Source organism: Agrobacterium sp. 22-223-1, assembly GCF_053522385.1.
Genome location: NZ_JBNWCN010000001.1, coordinates 213,824 through 230,314, shown reverse-complemented (window position 1 = coordinate 230,314; position 16,491 = coordinate 213,824). Strand labels below are relative to the sequence as shown.

The following is a 16,491-nucleotide window of genomic DNA, read 5'->3' as shown; positions in this document are numbered from 1 at the left end:
TGAGTACCGATGCCAACTCTCTATCACTCTCCGATGTCGACCGCATCCCGGTTCGTTCGTCTGATCCTCGCGGAATACGGGTTCCAGACCGATCTCGTAGAGGAGCAGCCGTGGGAAAGACGGCGGGAGTTTCTGGCGCTCAATCCGGCCGGCACCCTGCCGGTCTATCTGGACGACAATATGCGCTCGCTGAGCGGGCCCTATGTGCTTGCGGAATTTCTCGATGAAACGCACGGGGTTCTGAAGCGCGACCGTCGGCTTCTTGCCGAAGACCCGTTTCAGCGCGCGGAAATCCGCCGCCTGACGGAATGGTTTCTGCAGAAGATGGAAAACGACGTGACCCGGCCGCTGGTGCGGGAACGGGTCTATAAATTGCAGATGACGGCGGCGCAGGGTGGCGGACCGCCGGATTCCAAGCTGCTGCGCACCGCCCGCAACAACATTCGCCAGCACATCAAATATCTGGAATGGCTGGCCGGCTCGCGCACCTGGCTCGCCGGCGACCGGTTGAGCTATGCCGATCTTGCCGCGGCTGCCGCGGTCTCGGTGCTGGATTATCTCGGTGAGATCAACTGGCTCGAAGCGCCGATTGCCAAGGAATGGTATCAGCGGGTGAAATCCCGGCCCTCCTTCCGGCCGTTCCTCAGCGAACGCATTCCGCGCCTTGCCCCCTCCTCCCACTACGCCGATCTGGACTTCTGAGGTCTGCCCTTCCGGTTATTTGCTGTGGCGCGCGGCTGTATCTAAAGCATGTCGTTGTCCCGAAACCGCTGCACACTTTCGGGCGACATGCATTATATATGCCGCAGAATAACCCGCAGGAGAGACGACCATCGACGTCGCGAGCGAAAAGCAGCGGATACGCGCGCGTAAACTGACGGACTTCGTTCGTCAGGAAGCGCTTTCGCTTGGCTTCGATCTCTGCCGCATCACTGCCCCAGACAGCATTCCGCTCGCACCCGAACGGCTGAGACAGTTTCTCGACAAGGGCTATCACGGCACGATGGCGTGGATGGAAGAAACCGAGGCCCGCCGGGCAGAGCCGAAAACGCTGTGGGGAGACGTGCGCTCCATCGTCATGTTCGGGCTGAACTACGGTCCGGAAGAAGATCCGCGCGGCCTGCTTTCCAAACCCGACAAGGCTGCCATTTCGGTCTATGCCCGCAATCGTGATTATCACGACGTCATCAAGGGGCGGCTGAAGGAAATCGCTACCCGTTTTGCCGCGCGCGCCGGCGAGGATGTGAAAGTCTTTGTCGATACCGCTCCCGTAATGGAAAAACCGCTTGCCGCCGCCGCCGGTCTCGGCTGGCAGGGCAAGCACACCAATCTCGTCAGCCGCACCCATGGTTCCTGGCTGTTTCTCGGCAGCATGTTCACCACGGCCGAACTCTGTCTTGACGAGGCCGAGAGGGACCATTGCGGCTCCTGCCGCGCCTGTCTCGATGCCTGTCCGACGGCCGCTTTCCCCGCACCCTATCAACTGGATGCGCGCCGTTGCATTTCCTATCTCACCATCGAGCACAAGGGGCCGATCCCGCACGAATTCCGGCCGATGATCGGCAATCGCATCTATGGCTGCGACGACTGCCTTGCCGCCTGTCCGTGGAATAAATTCGCGGCTAGCGCCTCCGAGATGAAATTGCAGGCGCGCGAGGATCTGAAGGAACCTTCCATCGCCTTCCTGCTCACGCTCGATGACGCCGCCTTTCGCGGTTTTTTCAGCGGCTCACCCGTCAAGCGCATCGGCCGCAATCGCTTCATCCGCAATGTGCTGATCGCGGCGGGCAACTCCGCAGACCGGCAATTCATCGAACGATGCAAGGCGCTTGCCGAAACCGACCCTTCGCCCGAAGTACGCGGCATGGCCGCATGGGCTTTGTCACGGCTTATGGACAGGGACGAATTCCGTACATACTCTGCCGGTCGCGCGCCGGAGCCTGATCCGGAGGCGGAAATGGAATGGCAACTGGCAGAGGCGTGACGCATGCATGTGATGATTTTCGGCGCGGGATATTCGGGCAAAGCCATCGCTAACGCGCTGAGAACCGAAGCAGCGAGCGTTTCCGGCACCACACGCAGCCAGGACAAGTTCCCAAACCTCGTCGCCGCACGCATGACGCCCTTCCTCTTTGACGGCGTTCAGCTCAATGACGAACTCGTCGCCGCAATGGGCAATATCACGCATCTCGTACAATCCGTCGCGCCGGGCAAGGATGGCGATCCGCTGCTTGCGCTTCTGGGCGGCGATCTGAAAAAGCTCATGCCCAATCTGAAATGGGTCGCTTATCTTTCCACCGTCGGCGTTTATGGCGACCATGGCGGCGCCTGGGTGGACGAGACAACGCCCTGCCGCCCGGTCTCCGCGCGATCCGTGGAACGGGTGGCTGCGGAAACCGCCTGGACTGCGGCAGCGGAAAAGGCGGCAGTGCCGCTTTCCATCCTGCGCCTTTCCGGAATTTACGGCCCTGGACGCAATGCCTTCATGAATTTCGAGAAGGGAACGGCACGGCGGCTGGTCAAGAAAGACCAGGTGTTCAATCGCATCCGGGTCGAGGATATCGGCGCCGCACTTGCCTTTCTGGCACGGAAAAACGAACGCGGCATCTTCAACGTGACCGACGACGAACCCTGTCCGCCGCAGGATGTGGTGAGTTTCGCAGCAGCGCTGATGGGTGTGGAACCGCCACCCGAGCAGGCCTTCGAGACCGCCGATCTGACGCCGATGGCGCGCTCTTTTTATGGCGAGAACAAGCGCGTTTCCAATGCCAGAATGCGCGATCTCGGCTTCGATTTCCGCTTTCCGGAGTACAGGTTCTCCCTCAGACAATTGTGGGAAAACGGCCTCTGGCGAGGCTGAAAAACTCCACCCTGAAAAGCGATGAAAAATCCTTCCAATCCCGCTTTTGCGGATGGTTTTCGTCTTATTTCAGCCAATTAGGATTTTATTAACCATCCAAAAATCACTAAAATCGTAGTCATTAGAAAAATATTTCACTCACATTTCGTGAACTGGATTCACGAAGCCGTGACCTGCAACAGCATTTCCGTTATCCATTGATTCTGCGTTATTTTTTCCAGCTTTTGGCCAGGATGTCCTGCCGGCAGCTTTCCGGCTAACGATCACGAATATTACAGACTGTAACAGTTCGTGATTTGAGGTCAGCTTTTTTTCGCCATTTTTCCCTCGCCCTACAATCTCGCATCAAAAGGCGTTCAGGCCAGTTCATGGCCGTTTAGCAAGGGCACAATCAATCGGCGCGGGGCCGATTTTCAGGGAAGCACAGTTTGTTGAATATCCGTCGTATAACTTTCACCGCTGCAACTATCGCCGCCTGTTCCATCATTGCGCCTCTTCAGGCGAATGCGGCAAATGGTTGTGGAGGCGCATCGTGGTATGCGTTGACCTCCAAGACTGCTTCGGGTGAGCGCATGAACGCCGCCAACCTGACCGCCGCCCACCGCTCGCTGCGGTTCGGCACCAAGGTCAAGGTGACCAATGCGCGCAATGGCAAAGCCGTTGTGGTGCGCATCAATGACCGTGGGCCGTTCATCAAGGGCCGCGTTCTCGATCTTTCCAAGGCAGCCGCCAAGAACATCGGCATGATCAACTCCGGCACCGCCAAGGTCTGCTACGAGATCGTCAAGGCCGATTGAGCCTTGCCCTCGCCGCCATTCGCGTCTACCAACCGGGCTTAGCACAAGAACGAGGTAGACAATGCGTTTAGGCGGGCGTTTGGCCGGAGCAATCGAAGTATTGGCGGATATTGAGGGACGCAGGCGTCCCGTCGCCGATGCTCTGAAAGATTGGGGCCTTGCCCATCGTTTCGCCGGCTCCGGCGACAGGGCTGCAATCGGCAACATCGTCTATGACGCGCTGCGCATGAAACTGTCGCACGCCTGGCTGATGGATGACGACAGCGCTGCCTCGCTTGGTTATGCCGTGCTGCTGCGCCAATGGGGCAAGAGCTTTTCGGACCTTTTGACGGAATTCGACGGCGACAAATTCGCCCCCGCCGCACCGGATGAACAAAGGCAGCAGGCCTTTCTCTCCCGCTCCCTCGCTGACGCACCGGCCCATATTCAGGGCGACATACCCGAATGGGTACAATCTTCCCTCGAAACGGCATTCGGAGAGCGCTGGCTCACTGAGGCTCAGGCGCTGAACGAGCGACCCACGCTTGATCTGCGCGCCAATACCTTGAAAGCGACGCGCGACAAGGTGCTAAAGGCTTTGGAAGAAAGCGGCGCGGAAGCCACACGTATCGCCCGGCAGGGCGTGCGCATTCCCGCCGGCGAGGGCCCTTCCCGCCTGCCGAACGTCACCGCCGAACTGTCCTTCCAGAAAGGCTGGTTCGAAGTGCAGGACGAGGGCTCGCAGATTGTTGCCGATCTTGCAGGTGCGCATGAAGGCGAACAGATCCTCGATTATTGCGCGGGCGGCGGCGGCAAGACGCTGGCCATGGCTGCCAGCATGAACAATAAGGGCCAGGTCCACGCCTTTGACGCCGACCGCAAGCGCCTTGCGCCGATCATCGAACGGCTGAAGCGGGCCGGCACGCGCAATGTGCAGGTACACGACCGCGCCTCCGGCCTGACGCCGTTTGAGGAAAAATTCGACCGCGTTCTGGTCGACGCGCCCTGCACCGGCACCGGGACATGGCGCCGCCGGCCGGACACCAAATGGCGGCTGACGGCCCGTAATCTGGAAGAGCGCGTGCAGCAGCAGGGCGAGGCGCTCTCACAGGCCAAGGGGTTCGTACGCCCGGGCGGAGAGCTGCTTTATGTCACCTGTTCAGTTCTGCCCGAAGAAAACGAGCAGCAGGTAAAGCGTTTCTGCGCGGAAAATCCGGAATTTTCCATCGGCTCCGCACTGGAACGCTGGCAGACGACTTTCGGCGGCAACGCGAATAAACCGCATTCTTCCGACGGCAAGACAGTGACGCTGACGCCTGCAACCACAGATACGGATGGCTTCTTCTTCTGCTTGATGAAACGCAAAGCATAACGCTGTCTTTGCAAGCACTGATTTTACTTGGAAAACAACACCAGGTCTTGTTTCAAAGCATTCTAAACTAGAATGTTTGACACAAGTTTGTGATTGGGTCAGAACTCGCTTGCCGCGGCGCGAAGTCATTTCACGCCTGCCGAAGGAGAGGGATCATGATCCGCAAAACCATTCTCAGCGCTTCTTTTGCGCTTCTCGCCGCATCTGCGGCTTTCACCGCGCTCCCAGCCCGGGCCGCCACCGACGCGGCCGCCGTCGTCAAGCATTATGCCGATGTCGCGCATGCGAAATATGAGGATTCGCTGACCACGGCGAAGGCGCTGGACAAGGCCATCGATGCGCTGATCGCAACGCCGAGCGAAGAAACCCTGAAGGCCGCCCGGGAAGCATGGATCAAGGCCCGCGTTCCCTATCAGCAGTCGGAAGTCTATCGTTTCGGCAACCCGATCGTCGACGATTGGGAAGGCAAGGTGAATGCCTGGCCGCTGGATGAAGGCCTGATCGACTATGTCGACGGTTCTTATGGCACGGAAAGCGACGAGAACGAGCTTTACGTTGCCAACATCATCGCCAATCCGAAGATCAAGATCAGCGGTGAAGAGGTCGACGCCTCCAAGATCACCCCCGAGCTGATCGAAAGCCTGCACGAGGCGGGCGATGTCGAAGCCAATGTGACGACCGGTTACCACGCCATCGAATTCCTGCTTTGGGGTCAGGATCTGAACGGCACCGGACCGGGCGCAGGCAACCGCTCCTACACCGATTACGACAAGGCGAAATGCACGAACGGCAATTGCGACCGCCGCGCCGACTACCTGAAATCCGCCTCGACCCTGCTGATCAAGGATCTTCAGGAGATGGTGGATGCCTGGGCGCCGGAAGGCGAAGCCACGAAAACGGTGGAAGCCGATCCGAAAGCGGGCCTGACCGCCATTCTCACCGGCATGGGTTCGCTCTCCTATGGCGAGCTGGCGGGTGAACGCATGAAGCTCGGCCTTCTGCTGCACGATCCGGAAGAGGAGCACGATTGCTTCTCCGACAACACCTACAATTCCCATCTTTACGACGCGATCGGCATCGCCTCGGCCTATACCGGCGACTATACCCGCGTGGACGGAACGAAGATGACGGGCGCCTCGCTGTCGGAACTGGTCGGCGCCAAGGACAAGGCGCTGAACGACGAGATGCTGGCGAAGCTGAACAAGACGCTCGACGCCATGCATGCCATGGAAAAGCGCGCGCAGACCGTCGAGGCCTATGACCAGATGATCGGCGAAGGCAATAAGGAAGGCAACGCCGTGGTTCAGACGGCCATCGACGGCCTTCTCGACCAGACAAAGACTGTCGAACGCGTCATCGCGGCGCTCGATCTCGGCAAGATCGAGCTTGAAGGCTCCGACAGCCTCGACAATCCGAACGCCGTCTTCAAATAAGCGGTAAAACGGGCCGCAGATCGCTGCGGCCCGTTACTTTTCACCCGCCCTTATTGTCATGCAATTTTTGCTGCCGCCGATCCGCAAGCCATTCTTCTTCGCCGGGGCAGCCTGCCTTGTGGCGTCGATGGCGCTTGCCGAACCGCTTCGGGACGACCTGACGGAGAAAGATCGAAGCCGTGTGCTGGCCGTGACTGTGCCAACGGCGGATTTTACCGGGCCGGAACCTTTCGAGGCCATGGCCGGCGGAGCGACGACCAGCACCAGCAAGGCCGACAGCGGCGCGTTCTCCCATCCTTCCGCCACAATGCCGCTCGAACGGAAGCAGGATTTCAAGCTCGGCAATGCACTGTTCCAGAAGCTCTGGGTCTCCTCCCCCTCTTCCACACAGGCCTCGGACGGGCTCGGGCCGCTGTTTAACGCTCGATCATGCCAGACCTGCCATGTGAAGGATGGCAGGGGTCGACCGCCACTTGCCGGAGAAGATGCCGTCTCGCTGTTTCTGCGACTGGCGCGACCGGCGCGCAATGAAGCCGAACGACAGGCCATTGCCAGCCACCAGACCTTAAATTTTCCCGATGAGACCTATGGCCGGCAGCTTCAGAACCTGGCCATTCCCGGCCTCGCCGCCGAAGGCAAACCGGTCATCGCCTATACGGAAGAGCCGTTTCAGCTGGCGGATGGTGAGGTGGTGATGCTGCGCAAGCCCGACTATGCCGTGGCGAACCTGCAACATGGCCCGCTCGGTGCCGACACGACGCTTTCGGCGCGCATCGCCATGCCCACCCTCGGTCTTGGCTTGATCGAGGCCATTGCCGAGACCGATATTCTGGCCAGGGCCGACCCGGACGACAATGATGGCGACGGCATTGCCGGGCGTCCCGCATGGGTCAAAGACCATCGCACCGGCGAGGTGAAACTCGGGCGGTTTGGCTGGAAAGCGCAGAATGCGAGCGTGCGAGACCAGAGCGCCGGCGCCTTCTCCCACGATATCGGCATTTCCACACCGGATGCGCCGAATGCCTATGGCGACTGCACGGACGTCCAGAAGGAATGTCTTGCCATGCCGACCGGCGTGCAGCTAAGGCTTGGGCCGGTGGAGGCGCCCGATCCGGTTCTCGACCTCGTGACCTTCTACACCGAAAATCTCGCCGTGCCGCGCCGCCGCAACGTCGATGATCCGACGGTCCTGCAGGGAAAGCAGCTTTTCTACGCCTCCGGCTGTACGGCCTGCCACACCCCGAAATTCGTCACACGCCGCGACGCTGCCGACCCCATGCATTCTTTCCAGCTGATCTGGCCCTATTCCGATTTTCTGCTGCATGACATGGGCGAAGGACTTGCCGATGGCCAGCAGGTGGGCGAAGCAAACGGCAGACAGTGGCGAACCCAGCCGCTCTGGGGCATAGGCCTGACGCAAAAGGTCAATGGCAACGGTTTTTACCTGCATGACGGGCGGGCGCGCAGCCTGACGGAAGCGATATTGTGGCACGGCGGCGAAGGGCAAAAAGCGCGCGACGCCTTTGCCGCCTTGCAAAAATCCGACCGGCAGGCTTTGCTGGCCTTTCTGGAGTCCCTTTGATGAAAAATGCCATGCGAAAAATTTCCGGCGTCATGTCCGTGCTGCTGCTTTTGACCACGCCGCCGGCGAGGGCGCAGGATGTGGAACTGATGCCGCCGCCGCCGCTCGACCCGGTTGAGGTGCGAGGCGTGATGGAAAAGGCGGTGAACGGCTTCATCCGTCCCGGCTATGACCGCTTCCGGCAGTCGGCGGAGACGCTGGAAGGCCGCATGAAAGCTTTCTGCACCGCCCCCTCCGAAACGACCGCAGCAGCGGCCAAGGCTGCCTTTGCCGATACGGTGTCAAGCTGGTCGACCATCGAGATCGTGCGTGTCGGCCCTGTCATCGAGAAGAACCGTTTCGAACGCGTGCTTTATTATCCCGACAAGAAGGGTCTCGGGCTGAAACAGGTGCAGCGTTATCTCACCGAAAAGGACGAGAGCGTCACGAGTGCGGATGGCCTCAGCGGCAAGAGCGTTGCGGCGCAGGGGCTCGGCGCTCTTGAGTTCGTGCTTTACGGAACCGGAGCGGAAGAGTTGCTCGACAGGAAGGGTGATTTCCGCTGCCGTTACGGTGCGGCCATCGCCGGTAATATCGCCAATGTGGCGGCGGAACTTTCCGACAGCTGGAATGCGCCTGAGGGCGCGCAGAAAAACTGGACGCAGCCCGGAGCAGACAACCCCGTCTTTCGTGACGAGCGCGAGGCGCTGGTCGCCCTGCTCGGCATTCTCGTCCATGGCTCCGAAGCCATTCGCGACCAGCGGATCGAAACCTTCTACAAGGGACCGGACAAGGCAAGATTTCCCCGCACCGCCATTTACTGGCGCTCCGGCCTGACATGGCAGAGCATTTCCACCAACATCAAGGCGGTTCAGACGCTGCTGCACACGGCGGATATGGCCGAACTCGTACCGCCCGATCAACGCTCCATCGTCAACTCCATCGATTTCATCGCCAAATCGATGATCCGCGTTGCCGGGACCATCGATACGGATGTGCAAAAGGCACTGGATCAGGACGATCAGCGCGCCAAGGTGGATTATCTGCTGCTCAATGGCAAAGACCTGATCTACCGCTTGAACGATCAATATGGCGGCGCCATCGGCCTCAGCTCCGGCTTTTCCTTCGCCGATGGGGACTGAGCCGATGATCTCCGGCACCAAACGGATGCTGATAGATCGGCGCAACTTCATCAAAGCGGCGGGAGTTCCCTTCCTCGCCGCGCTGGCTCCCCGTTCACTTTATGCGCTTGAGCGGACAGACGCGGTCTTTGCCTCCGCCTTCCGGGCCCGCGACGGGTCCTACGGCATTGCGACGGTGAGCGAGCGCGGCGAGATCATTGACCGCGTCGCGCTTCCTGCCCGCGCCCATGGAATGGCGACGAGCCACGCGACCGGCATGACCGTGGCCTTTGCGCGCCGGCCCGGCACCTTCTTCATGGCCTTCGACCCCGCGCGGCGCGGCGAACCGATCGTGATGCACACGCCGGAAAACCGCCACTTCTACGGCCATGGGCAATTTTCCCCTGACGGAACAATCCTCTATGCCAGCGAAAACGACTTCGACGGCAATCGCGGTGTTATCGGGCTCTATGACGCCCGCAACGGCTTTGCCCGCATCGGCGAATATGATGCGCATGGCATCGGCACGCATGACATGACGGTGAGCGATGACGGCCGGCTGATCGTGATCGCCAATGGCGGCATCGAAACCCATCCGGATTTCGGCCGAACCAAGCTCAATATCGACAATATGCAGCCGTCCCTCGTGCTTCTGGACGCCTCGACCGGGCAAGTGATCCAGAAACACGCCATGCCGGCGCATCTGCGGCAGCTTTCCACCCGCCATGTCGATCTCGGCGATGACGGGCGTATCTGGTTCGCCTGCCAATATGAGGGACCGCGCAACGATCTCCCGCCGCTTGTCGGCCATTTCTCCAAGGGCGCGGCTCTTACCTTCGTCGATCTGCCGGAAGAAACGACGGTGCGCCTTGCCAATTATGTCGGGGCCATTGCCGTCAACCGGCGCGATGGGCTGGTGGGCCTGACATCGCCCAACGGCAACGCCGCCGTGACGCTGGATGCGAAAACCGGGCGCGTCGTTTCCGAGACGACCGTGCGGGAAGCGGCAGGCGTCGCGCCCGCCGCAAGAGGCATTGCGGTTTCTTCCTATGACGGCTTTTTCGAGACCCGGCGCAGTGACGTGGCGTGGGACCAGCACATCGTGCGTCTGCCCAGCTAAAATACTGAAAAGAAAGGGGAACAAAAGCCCGGCCGGCGCATTGGACGGATCATGAGAAACCTTGCCGTCTATGTCGTTTTTGTGGTTGCTGTTGTTGCCGTGGGGGCGCTGATCGGCGTCAACAATGTGCCCGGCGAATGGTATCAATCGCTGCAGAAGCCTTTCTTCAATCCGCCCAACTGGATTTTCGGGCCTGTCTGGACCGCGCTTTACGTGCTGATCGGCATTGCCGGCGCACGGACATGGATCCGCAAGCCGATGGGAACGCGCATGCGGCTCTGGTTCACGCAGATGGTGCTGAACTTCCTATGGTCTCCGATTTTTTTCGGAATGCAAAGCCCGGCGGGTGCACTCATCATCATCGTTCCGATGCTGATCTGCATCGTCGCCTTTGTGGCGCTCACCTACCGCCGTGACCGCATATCCATGTGGCTTTTCGTGCCCTATGCCGTGTGGGTCGCCTTTGCCACGGTGCTGAATGCAAGCATCGGCATGTTGAACTAAATCCCCGCACCGCCCTTGCCTTGCCTGCCGCCACACGCCATGTCAGTTTGCGATGAGGCAGAAGCAGGCAGGTAGGCCATGGAGATCACGGATCCCGGCGATTTTCGTCAGCGGATAGAAAGAAGCTTTGCGCGGCAGGGCGTGGTGCAGGCGATTAACGCCGAGATCAGCCGTATCGAACACCGGCTGGTGGAAATCGAGCTCCCTTTTCATGAAAAGCTGACGCAGCAGCACGGCATATTGCATGCGGGCGTCATCGCCGCCGGTCTGGATACGGCCTGCACCTATGCCGCTTATACGATTATCGAGCCGGAAGCCTCGCTGCTGACCATCGAGTTCAAGGTCAACCTCATGTCGCCTGGGCGCGGCGAGCGGTTCCTCTTTCGCGGCGAGATCATCAAGCCAGGGAACAACCTGATCGTCGCCGATGGCCGCGCCTATGCGCTGTCCGACGGACCGACGAAGCTGATCGCCTCCATGACGGGGACGATGATGGTGGTGAAGGGGCGCGAGGATATTACCGGATGAGCTACCGGCTTTTGCATGTTGCGGATAAATCCGTCCTCTTCGTCATGGCGGCTTCCCCCGAATACGGCCCACATCTTCAGGCACGCATTGCGCCGCTGATGACCGGTATCGGCCCGGTCGAGGCGGCGATTGCCGTCACGGCCGTTCTTGTCGGTCTCGATGCGGCCGATCACCTGCCCGACCTCGTCGTTTCGCTCGGTTCCGCCGGTTCGCGGACGCTGGAGCAAACCGGCATCTATCAGGCGATTTCGGTTTCCTATCGCGACATGGACGCCTCCGCCTTCGGTTTCGAAAAGGGCTGCACGCCGCTGCTCGATCTGCCCGCCGAAGTGGCCTTGCCTTTGCGGATACCCGAAATTGCCGAGGCGCGGCTTTCCACGGGCGCCAATGTCGTTTCGGGCGAGGCCTACGGGCTGATCGACGCCGATATGGTGGAAATGGAAACCTTTGCGGTATTAAGGGCCTGCCAGCGCTTCGGCGTACCGCTCGTCAGTCTGCGCGGCATTTCCGATGGCAAGGTGGATGTGAACCATGTGGACGACTGGACGGAGTACCTGCACATCATCGATGAAAAGCTGGCGGATGCCGTCCATCGGCTTTGCCGCGCCATCGAGGACGGCGTGATTGCCCTTTAGAACCTTGCGATTTTCGCAAATTTCCGCTGTTTGACGCCCGCTTCCGGGTTGCCTAAAGCCGCCATTTTCTTTAAAGGCTCGCCATGACCCAGATAGCCCATCCCGACAGCATTCTCATCATCGATTTCGGCAGCCAGGTGACGCAGCTGATTGCGCGCCGCATCCGCGAAGCCGGGGTCTATTGCGAAATCCATCCGTTCCAGAATGCCGCAGAGGCGTTCGAGAAGCTTCAGCCCAAGGGCGTGATCTTCTCCGGCGGCCCCGCATCTGTCACGGCGGAAGGAAGCCCGCGCGCACCGCAGGCGGTGTTCGACAGCAAGGTTCCGATCCTCGGCATCTGCTACGGCCAACAGACGCTCTGCACGCAGCTCGGCGGTGTGGTCGAGGGTGGCCATGCGGCGGAATTCGGCCGCGCCGATATCGACATCAAGAAGGCGAGCCCGCTTTTCGAAGGCTTCTGGGAACAGGGCAAGAGCTATCCCGTCTGGATGAGCCATGGCGACCGCGTAACGAAGCTGCCGGAAGGTTTCGAGGTCATCGCGACCTCCGAGAACGCACCTTTCGCCATCGCCGCGGACGAGAAGCGTCACTACTACTCCACCATGTTCCACCCGGAAGTGGTGCATACGCCCGACGGCGGCAAGCTGCTCTCCAACTTCGTGCACAAGATCGTGGGGCTCAAATCCGATTGGACGATGGCGGCCTATCGCGCCGAGATGATCCGCAAAATCCGCGAGCAGGTCGGCACCGGCCGCGTGCTCTGCGCGCTTTCCGGCGGCGTCGATTCCTCGGTTGCGGCCATCCTCATTCATGAGGCGATCGGCGACCAGCTCACCTGCGTTTACGTCGACCACGGCCTGATGCGGCTTGGCGAAAGTGAGCAGGTCGTCGGCATGTTCCGCGACCATTACAATATTCCGCTGGTGCATGTGGATGCCGCCGACCTGTTCCTCGGCGAACTGTCGGGCGTTTCCGATCCGGAAGTGAAGCGCAAGACCATCGGCCGCCTGTTCATCGAGGTCTTCGAGGCCGAAGCGGCCAAGATTGCCGCCGACGGCAAGGGCGCACCGAATTTCCTGGCGCAGGGCACGCTTTACCCTGACGTCATCGAAAGCGTCTCCTTCTCCGGCGGCCCGTCGGTCACCATCAAGAGCCACCACAATGTCGGCGGCCTTCCCGAGCGGATGAACATGCAGCTCGTCGAGCCGCTGCGCGAACTCTTCAAGGATGAAGTGCGCGCGCTCGGCCGTGAACTCGGCCTGCCGGACAGCTTCATCGGCCGCCACCCCTTCCCCGGTCCGGGCCTGGCAATCCGCTGCCCCGGTGCGATTACCCGTGAGAAGCTGGATATTCTGCGCAAGGCGGATGCGATCTATCTCGATGAAATCCGCAAGGCCGGTCTCTACGACACCATCTGGCAGGCTTTCGCCGTGCTGCTGCCGGTGCAGACCGTGGGCGTCATGGGCGATTACCGCACCTATGACTTCGTCTGCGCGCTTCGCGCCGTGACCTCGGTGGATGGCATGACGGCGGATTTCTATCCCTACGACATGAATTTCCTTGGCCGCACGGCAACCCGCATCATCAACGAAGTACGCGGCATCAATCGCGTCGTCTATGACGTGACGAGCAAGCCGCCCGGCACGATCGAGTGGGAATGATTTTGGCCTGCCAAAACGCCGCTGCGTGCCAATCTGAACGGCAGACGCCCGTGGGCCTAGCGGCTCCGCTCATTGTTTATACCTGACACTATCGGGCGTCTTTCCTGTCCAAGCTCGAAAGGCCCGATAGAAGGAATTCGGTTCATCAAAGCCGAGCAGGAAAGAGATTTCCGCCAGAGGCAGGGTTGTCTTTCTGAGGTAGTGGTGTGCAAGCGCTGCGCGCGTCTCTGCCAGGAGTTGCTGATAACTGGCACCTTCGGATTCGATGCGCCGTTGCAAAGTTCGCTTGCTCATCACGAGTTTCCCTGCGATCGCCTCGATGGAAATACGGCCGCTCGGGATCCCCGCGAGAAGAGCCTCTCGAACGCGTTGCGACGTCGTGACCTCTCCATCGAGTTCGGCCAGCTGCTGACGTAAATGCGGCTCGAAAGTTGCCCACATTCGCGCATTTGATGTCAGGAAAGGGCGGATCGCATCGGCCGCGCCGAAGACGATCTGATGGCGCGCTCCCTGTTTCAGGCTTGCACCCAAAAATGCTTCATAGGGGGCGATCGGCGAGGGCAGGACAGGCGTCGTTACTGCGACTGGAATAACCGTCTCGCGCGTACCCATGCGAGCGAGCGAAACGAAAAAGAGCAATTCCAGCAGGATCAGGGAACCCGGCGGCTGCGTCGTACAGATCCACGAAAGTTCCAGGGTCATCTTGTCATGCTCCTCCGACACCTCAAGGCGCATTGGCGCGATCAGCCGCTTGTATTGAGCGATACGGCGGACGGCCGTCACGAGGTTAGGGCTGCACAAGGCAGCGAAGATCGGCGGCGAAAAAGCTTCGCCGCGGATCGCTTCGCATACCCGCAGCGGGAAAAGTCCATCACCCGCTTCCGCCTCCATTCCGTTCCAGAGGCGGTGGTATTCATCGGGCGGGAGGCGAACCGAGGGGTGTTGCAGAAGATCGTCCGGCAGGCCTGCACGCCGCAGGGCGTTGGCCGGGACGATGCCGAGGTCCTTGAAGACCATACGCCATGTCGCGGTGTCGAGTGCGTAGGTGTCAGATGGGGCCATTCTGGTTTCTCGCGCTACGATTTAAGCCATCCATTCGCAGAGCACATTTCACAGAAAAGAACATGGCCGGCAGCACTCTTAGCAATGCCGACCGGGCGCTTTATGTATCTATTGCACTATACGCAAGGATCGACATACAGGAAGCAGATTATCGGCAAACACGTTCGCCCGTGCTGTGAGTTCGGTCAAATTCTCTTCCTCGGTTTCGAGCGCTCTTCCCTCCTTCAACAATTTTTGTCCCTGGGGAGCAAGCACCGACCAGGCATGATGGGCCCATTCTTCCGGCCGCTCTTTACAGTCGCCGATCGCCAGAAGAAAAAGCTGTTCGAACCTGTCCAGCCTGACACCTCCGCCGGTCACCGGAGAAGCGAGAAACTGTAGCGTTTCGCTGTCCTTCGCATTCCTGCAAACAGCAGCGTTGAACGCGCCGCAGCTTTTCTCGCGCTGCGCCTGCCCCTCCTCCCGCAAACATGGCTGGAGGTATCCCGCGCCAACGAGGGCGGTCAGCGTATCCGTAACCTGTCCCCAGGACAGGGAACGGCCAACGATGGTATCGCTCAAAATTTCCCGCGTGGTGACGGGACCACCAGAGAGAACATTCAGCAGCGGCTCGTAAATCGCCTCCTGAAGCTGCTGATTTGAGAAACGCCTTTTCAGGGCTGCGGCAACGACGTCGCGAGGCCTGGAAAGCGCAAACCTGGCATCGATCCAGCCGCCCGCCGAACTTCGAACCGTATGGGGAATAGCGCCCTTTACGAACAGGTCCCGACGAAACTGCTCATTCGTCACGAAGGCTTTCAAAGTCTCGCGCTGTATCGGATCCAACTCTGCTGCCAATAAGGCCTGCTGCTCGATGCTGAGCAACTGGCTCTCGACCGCATCGAGCAAGTCGACCGACCCGAGGAATGAGAGCTTCGCCGCAGACAATTCCCTGACGGCATCCGAAAAATACATGGGATGCCAGTCCTCATTGAAATATTCGTGCGCGAGGTAGTTGCGCGACATCTGCTGCATCTGGCCAAAATGCGTTTTCACCGCGGGATTGTTCTTGAAATATCCCGCATCCGATTTGAGGAGCGTATCCGCGAATTCGAGGGCTTCCTCGATGCGCAGCTGCAGCGGTCCTGAATTCCGATTTGCCCGATCGAGGAGAATGCGCCGCAAAGGCAGGGTGGCGGCCCAGCCAGGGAGCGTGTTGTAACTGATGAAGACCAGACCGCCGGGCTTCAGCTTGCGAAAGATGAAGTCCATGATCTGGCCGCGGTTCCTCGCCGATATCCAGCTGAAGACCCCATGGAGGGCGATGATATCGAAACCATTCGGAAGCGAGGGTTCATCGGCAAAATCCGCAAAGGCATGCTCGTAAAAGTGCACATTGGCGAGTGCGGCGTCACCCGCCAACGATCGCGCGCCGGCAATGTGGGCGGGATTGAAATCATTGGCATAAAATTCAATGTCGGGATTGGCGGCGGCAAGAAGATTGGTCGAAAAGCCCTGACCGCAGCCAAGCTCGCAATATTTCAGTGACCGGCCTTCCAGGGCAAACTTCTGTCCCCTACAAAGGGCCGCAAAACCCAACAAGGCAGGCGTCAATTCCCGGTAAAAATCGAACGTATAGTCCAGGCCATCTACATAGCCTTGCGTCCAAGTCGTCAAAATGCACCTGCTTTGCTGGGGTTGTGATCTGGGCCGATCAAGCCAGGGCATCGGCGGGCGGTATGCTGCTTTGCTCCGAAACCCGATCGGAGTTCGTGTTCAACGGGCCCGACCTTGGGTGTCTGCTCATAGGACGGGATGTCGGGCCCGCCATGCGGCACCAACAAGGGCGGAATGCGCCTAGGAATGGCCGTCGCTGCTC

Annotated in this window: 15 protein-coding genes; 13 read left to right on the top strand and 2 right to left on the bottom strand. The window is 60.0% G+C overall.

Annotated elements, in window-relative coordinates; genetic code table 11:
• The first annotated feature begins 9 nt into the window (after positions 1 to 9).
• The 13 genes from ACQZ60_RS01140 to guaA all read left to right on the top strand — a co-directional run bounded on the left by ACQZ60_RS01140 (position 10) and on the right by guaA (position 13,571).
• Entirely contained in the window at positions 10 to 702 is a 693-nt protein-coding gene (locus tag ACQZ60_RS01140; RefSeq protein WP_003520121.1) for a glutathione S-transferase family protein, read from the top strand.
• Between the two features lie 130 nt (positions 703 to 832).
• Entirely contained in the window at positions 833 to 1,984 is a 1,152-nt protein-coding gene (queG, locus tag ACQZ60_RS01135) for a tRNA epoxyqueuosine(34) reductase QueG (RefSeq protein ID WP_448735303.1), read from the top strand.
• Between the two features lie 3 nt (positions 1,985 to 1,987).
• On the top strand, positions 1,988 to 2,860 hold the full coding sequence (locus ACQZ60_RS01130; protein ID WP_448734631.1) for an SDR family oxidoreductase: 873 nt from the start codon (positions 1,988 to 1,990) through the stop codon (positions 2,858 to 2,860).
• A gap of 428 nt (positions 2,861 to 3,288) precedes the next feature.
• Complete coding sequence (locus tag ACQZ60_RS01125; RefSeq protein ID WP_003503862.1) at positions 3,289 to 3,657, top strand: septal ring lytic transglycosylase RlpA family protein; 369 nt, start codon at positions 3,289 to 3,291, stop codon at positions 3,655 to 3,657.
• A 61-nt stretch (positions 3,658 to 3,718) separates the two neighbouring features.
• Entirely contained in the window at positions 3,719 to 5,008 is a 1,290-nt protein-coding gene (locus tag ACQZ60_RS01120; RefSeq protein ID WP_448734630.1) for an RsmB/NOP family class I SAM-dependent RNA methyltransferase, read from the top strand.
• Positions 5,009 to 5,163: 155 nt separating this feature from the next.
• Positions 5,164 to 6,441, top strand: coding sequence for an imelysin family protein (locus ACQZ60_RS01115; protein WP_448734629.1), 1,278 nt, complete (start codon positions 5,164 to 5,166; stop codon positions 6,439 to 6,441).
• A gap of 58 nt (positions 6,442 to 6,499) precedes the next feature.
• Positions 6,500 to 8,023 carry a di-heme oxidoreductase family protein gene (locus tag ACQZ60_RS01110; protein ID WP_448734628.1) on the top strand — a complete coding sequence of 508 codons (1,524 nt, stop codon included), beginning with the start codon at positions 6,500 to 6,502 and terminating at the stop codon, positions 8,021 to 8,023.
• A complete protein-coding gene (locus ACQZ60_RS01105) occupies positions 8,023 to 9,144 on the top strand; it encodes an imelysin family protein (protein WP_448734627.1) in 1,122 nt (373 codons plus the stop codon). The genes ACQZ60_RS01110 and ACQZ60_RS01105 overlap by 1 nt, the downstream gene beginning before the upstream one ends.
• Before the next feature lie 4 nt (positions 9,145 to 9,148).
• Positions 9,149 to 10,243 (top strand): DUF1513 domain-containing protein, encoded by a 1,095-nt coding sequence (locus ACQZ60_RS01100; protein ID WP_448734626.1) that lies wholly within the window; start codon positions 9,149 to 9,151, stop codon positions 10,241 to 10,243.
• Between the two features lie 51 nt (positions 10,244 to 10,294).
• A complete protein-coding gene (locus ACQZ60_RS01095; RefSeq protein WP_448734625.1) occupies positions 10,295 to 10,747 on the top strand; it encodes a TspO/MBR family protein in 453 nt (150 codons plus the stop codon).
• A 78-nt stretch (positions 10,748 to 10,825) separates the two neighbouring features.
• Positions 10,826 to 11,275: a PaaI family thioesterase gene (locus tag ACQZ60_RS01090; RefSeq protein WP_425648005.1), complete on the top strand. Its 450-nt coding sequence runs from the start codon at positions 10,826 to 10,828 to the stop codon at positions 11,273 to 11,275.
• Positions 11,272 to 11,910, top strand: a complete 639-nt coding sequence (locus tag ACQZ60_RS01085; RefSeq protein ID WP_448734624.1) for a 5'-methylthioadenosine/S-adenosylhomocysteine nucleosidase — start codon at positions 11,272 to 11,274, stop codon at positions 11,908 to 11,910. Before ACQZ60_RS01090 ends, ACQZ60_RS01085 begins: the two co-directional genes overlap by 4 nt.
• A gap of 83 nt (positions 11,911 to 11,993) precedes the next feature.
• A complete protein-coding gene (guaA, locus tag ACQZ60_RS01080; protein WP_448734623.1) occupies positions 11,994 to 13,571 on the top strand; it encodes a glutamine-hydrolyzing GMP synthase in 1,578 nt (525 codons plus the stop codon).
• A gap of 69 nt (positions 13,572 to 13,640) precedes the next feature.
• On the opposite strand, the gene ACQZ60_RS01075 is transcribed toward guaA, so the two are convergent.
• The gene (locus ACQZ60_RS01075; RefSeq protein WP_020812400.1) at positions 13,641 to 14,633 is read right to left on the bottom strand and encodes an AraC family transcriptional regulator; all 993 of its coding nucleotides are present in this window, start codon (positions 14,631 to 14,633) and stop codon (positions 13,641 to 13,643) included.
• A 108-nt stretch (positions 14,634 to 14,741) separates the two neighbouring features.
• Complete coding sequence (locus tag ACQZ60_RS01070; protein WP_020812401.1) at positions 14,742 to 16,289, bottom strand: class I SAM-dependent methyltransferase; 1,548 nt, start codon at positions 16,287 to 16,289, stop codon at positions 14,742 to 14,744.
• Between the last annotated feature and the right edge of the window lie 202 nt (positions 16,290 to 16,491).

Coding starts and splice junctions, on each gene's coding strand:
- ACQZ60_RS01140 (WP_003520121.1), top strand. CDS start 10: ATGCCAACTCTCTATCACTCTCCGATGTCGACCGCATCCCGGTTCGTT.
- ACQZ60_RS01130 (WP_448734631.1), top strand. CDS start 1,988: ATGCATGTGATGATTTTCGGCGCGGGATATTCGGGCAAAGCCATCGCT.
- ACQZ60_RS01120 (WP_448734630.1), top strand. CDS start 3,719: ATGCGTTTAGGCGGGCGTTTGGCCGGAGCAATCGAAGTATTGGCGGAT.
- ACQZ60_RS01115 (WP_448734629.1), top strand. CDS start 5,164: ATGATCCGCAAAACCATTCTCAGCGCTTCTTTTGCGCTTCTCGCCGCA.
- ACQZ60_RS01110 (WP_448734628.1), top strand. CDS start 6,500: ATGCAATTTTTGCTGCCGCCGATCCGCAAGCCATTCTTCTTCGCCGGG.
- ACQZ60_RS01105 (WP_448734627.1), top strand. CDS start 8,023: ATGAAAAATGCCATGCGAAAAATTTCCGGCGTCATGTCCGTGCTGCTG.
- ACQZ60_RS01100 (WP_448734626.1), top strand. CDS start 9,149: ATGATCTCCGGCACCAAACGGATGCTGATAGATCGGCGCAACTTCATC.
- ACQZ60_RS01095 (WP_448734625.1), top strand. CDS start 10,295: ATGAGAAACCTTGCCGTCTATGTCGTTTTTGTGGTTGCTGTTGTTGCC.
- ACQZ60_RS01090 (WP_425648005.1), top strand. CDS start 10,826: ATGGAGATCACGGATCCCGGCGATTTTCGTCAGCGGATAGAAAGAAGC.
- ACQZ60_RS01085 (WP_448734624.1), top strand. CDS start 11,272: ATGAGCTACCGGCTTTTGCATGTTGCGGATAAATCCGTCCTCTTCGTC.
- guaA (WP_448734623.1), top strand. CDS start 11,994: ATGACCCAGATAGCCCATCCCGACAGCATTCTCATCATCGATTTCGGC.
- ACQZ60_RS01075 (WP_020812400.1), bottom strand. CDS start 14,633: ATGGCCCCATCTGACACCTACGCACTCGACACCGCGACATGGCGTATG.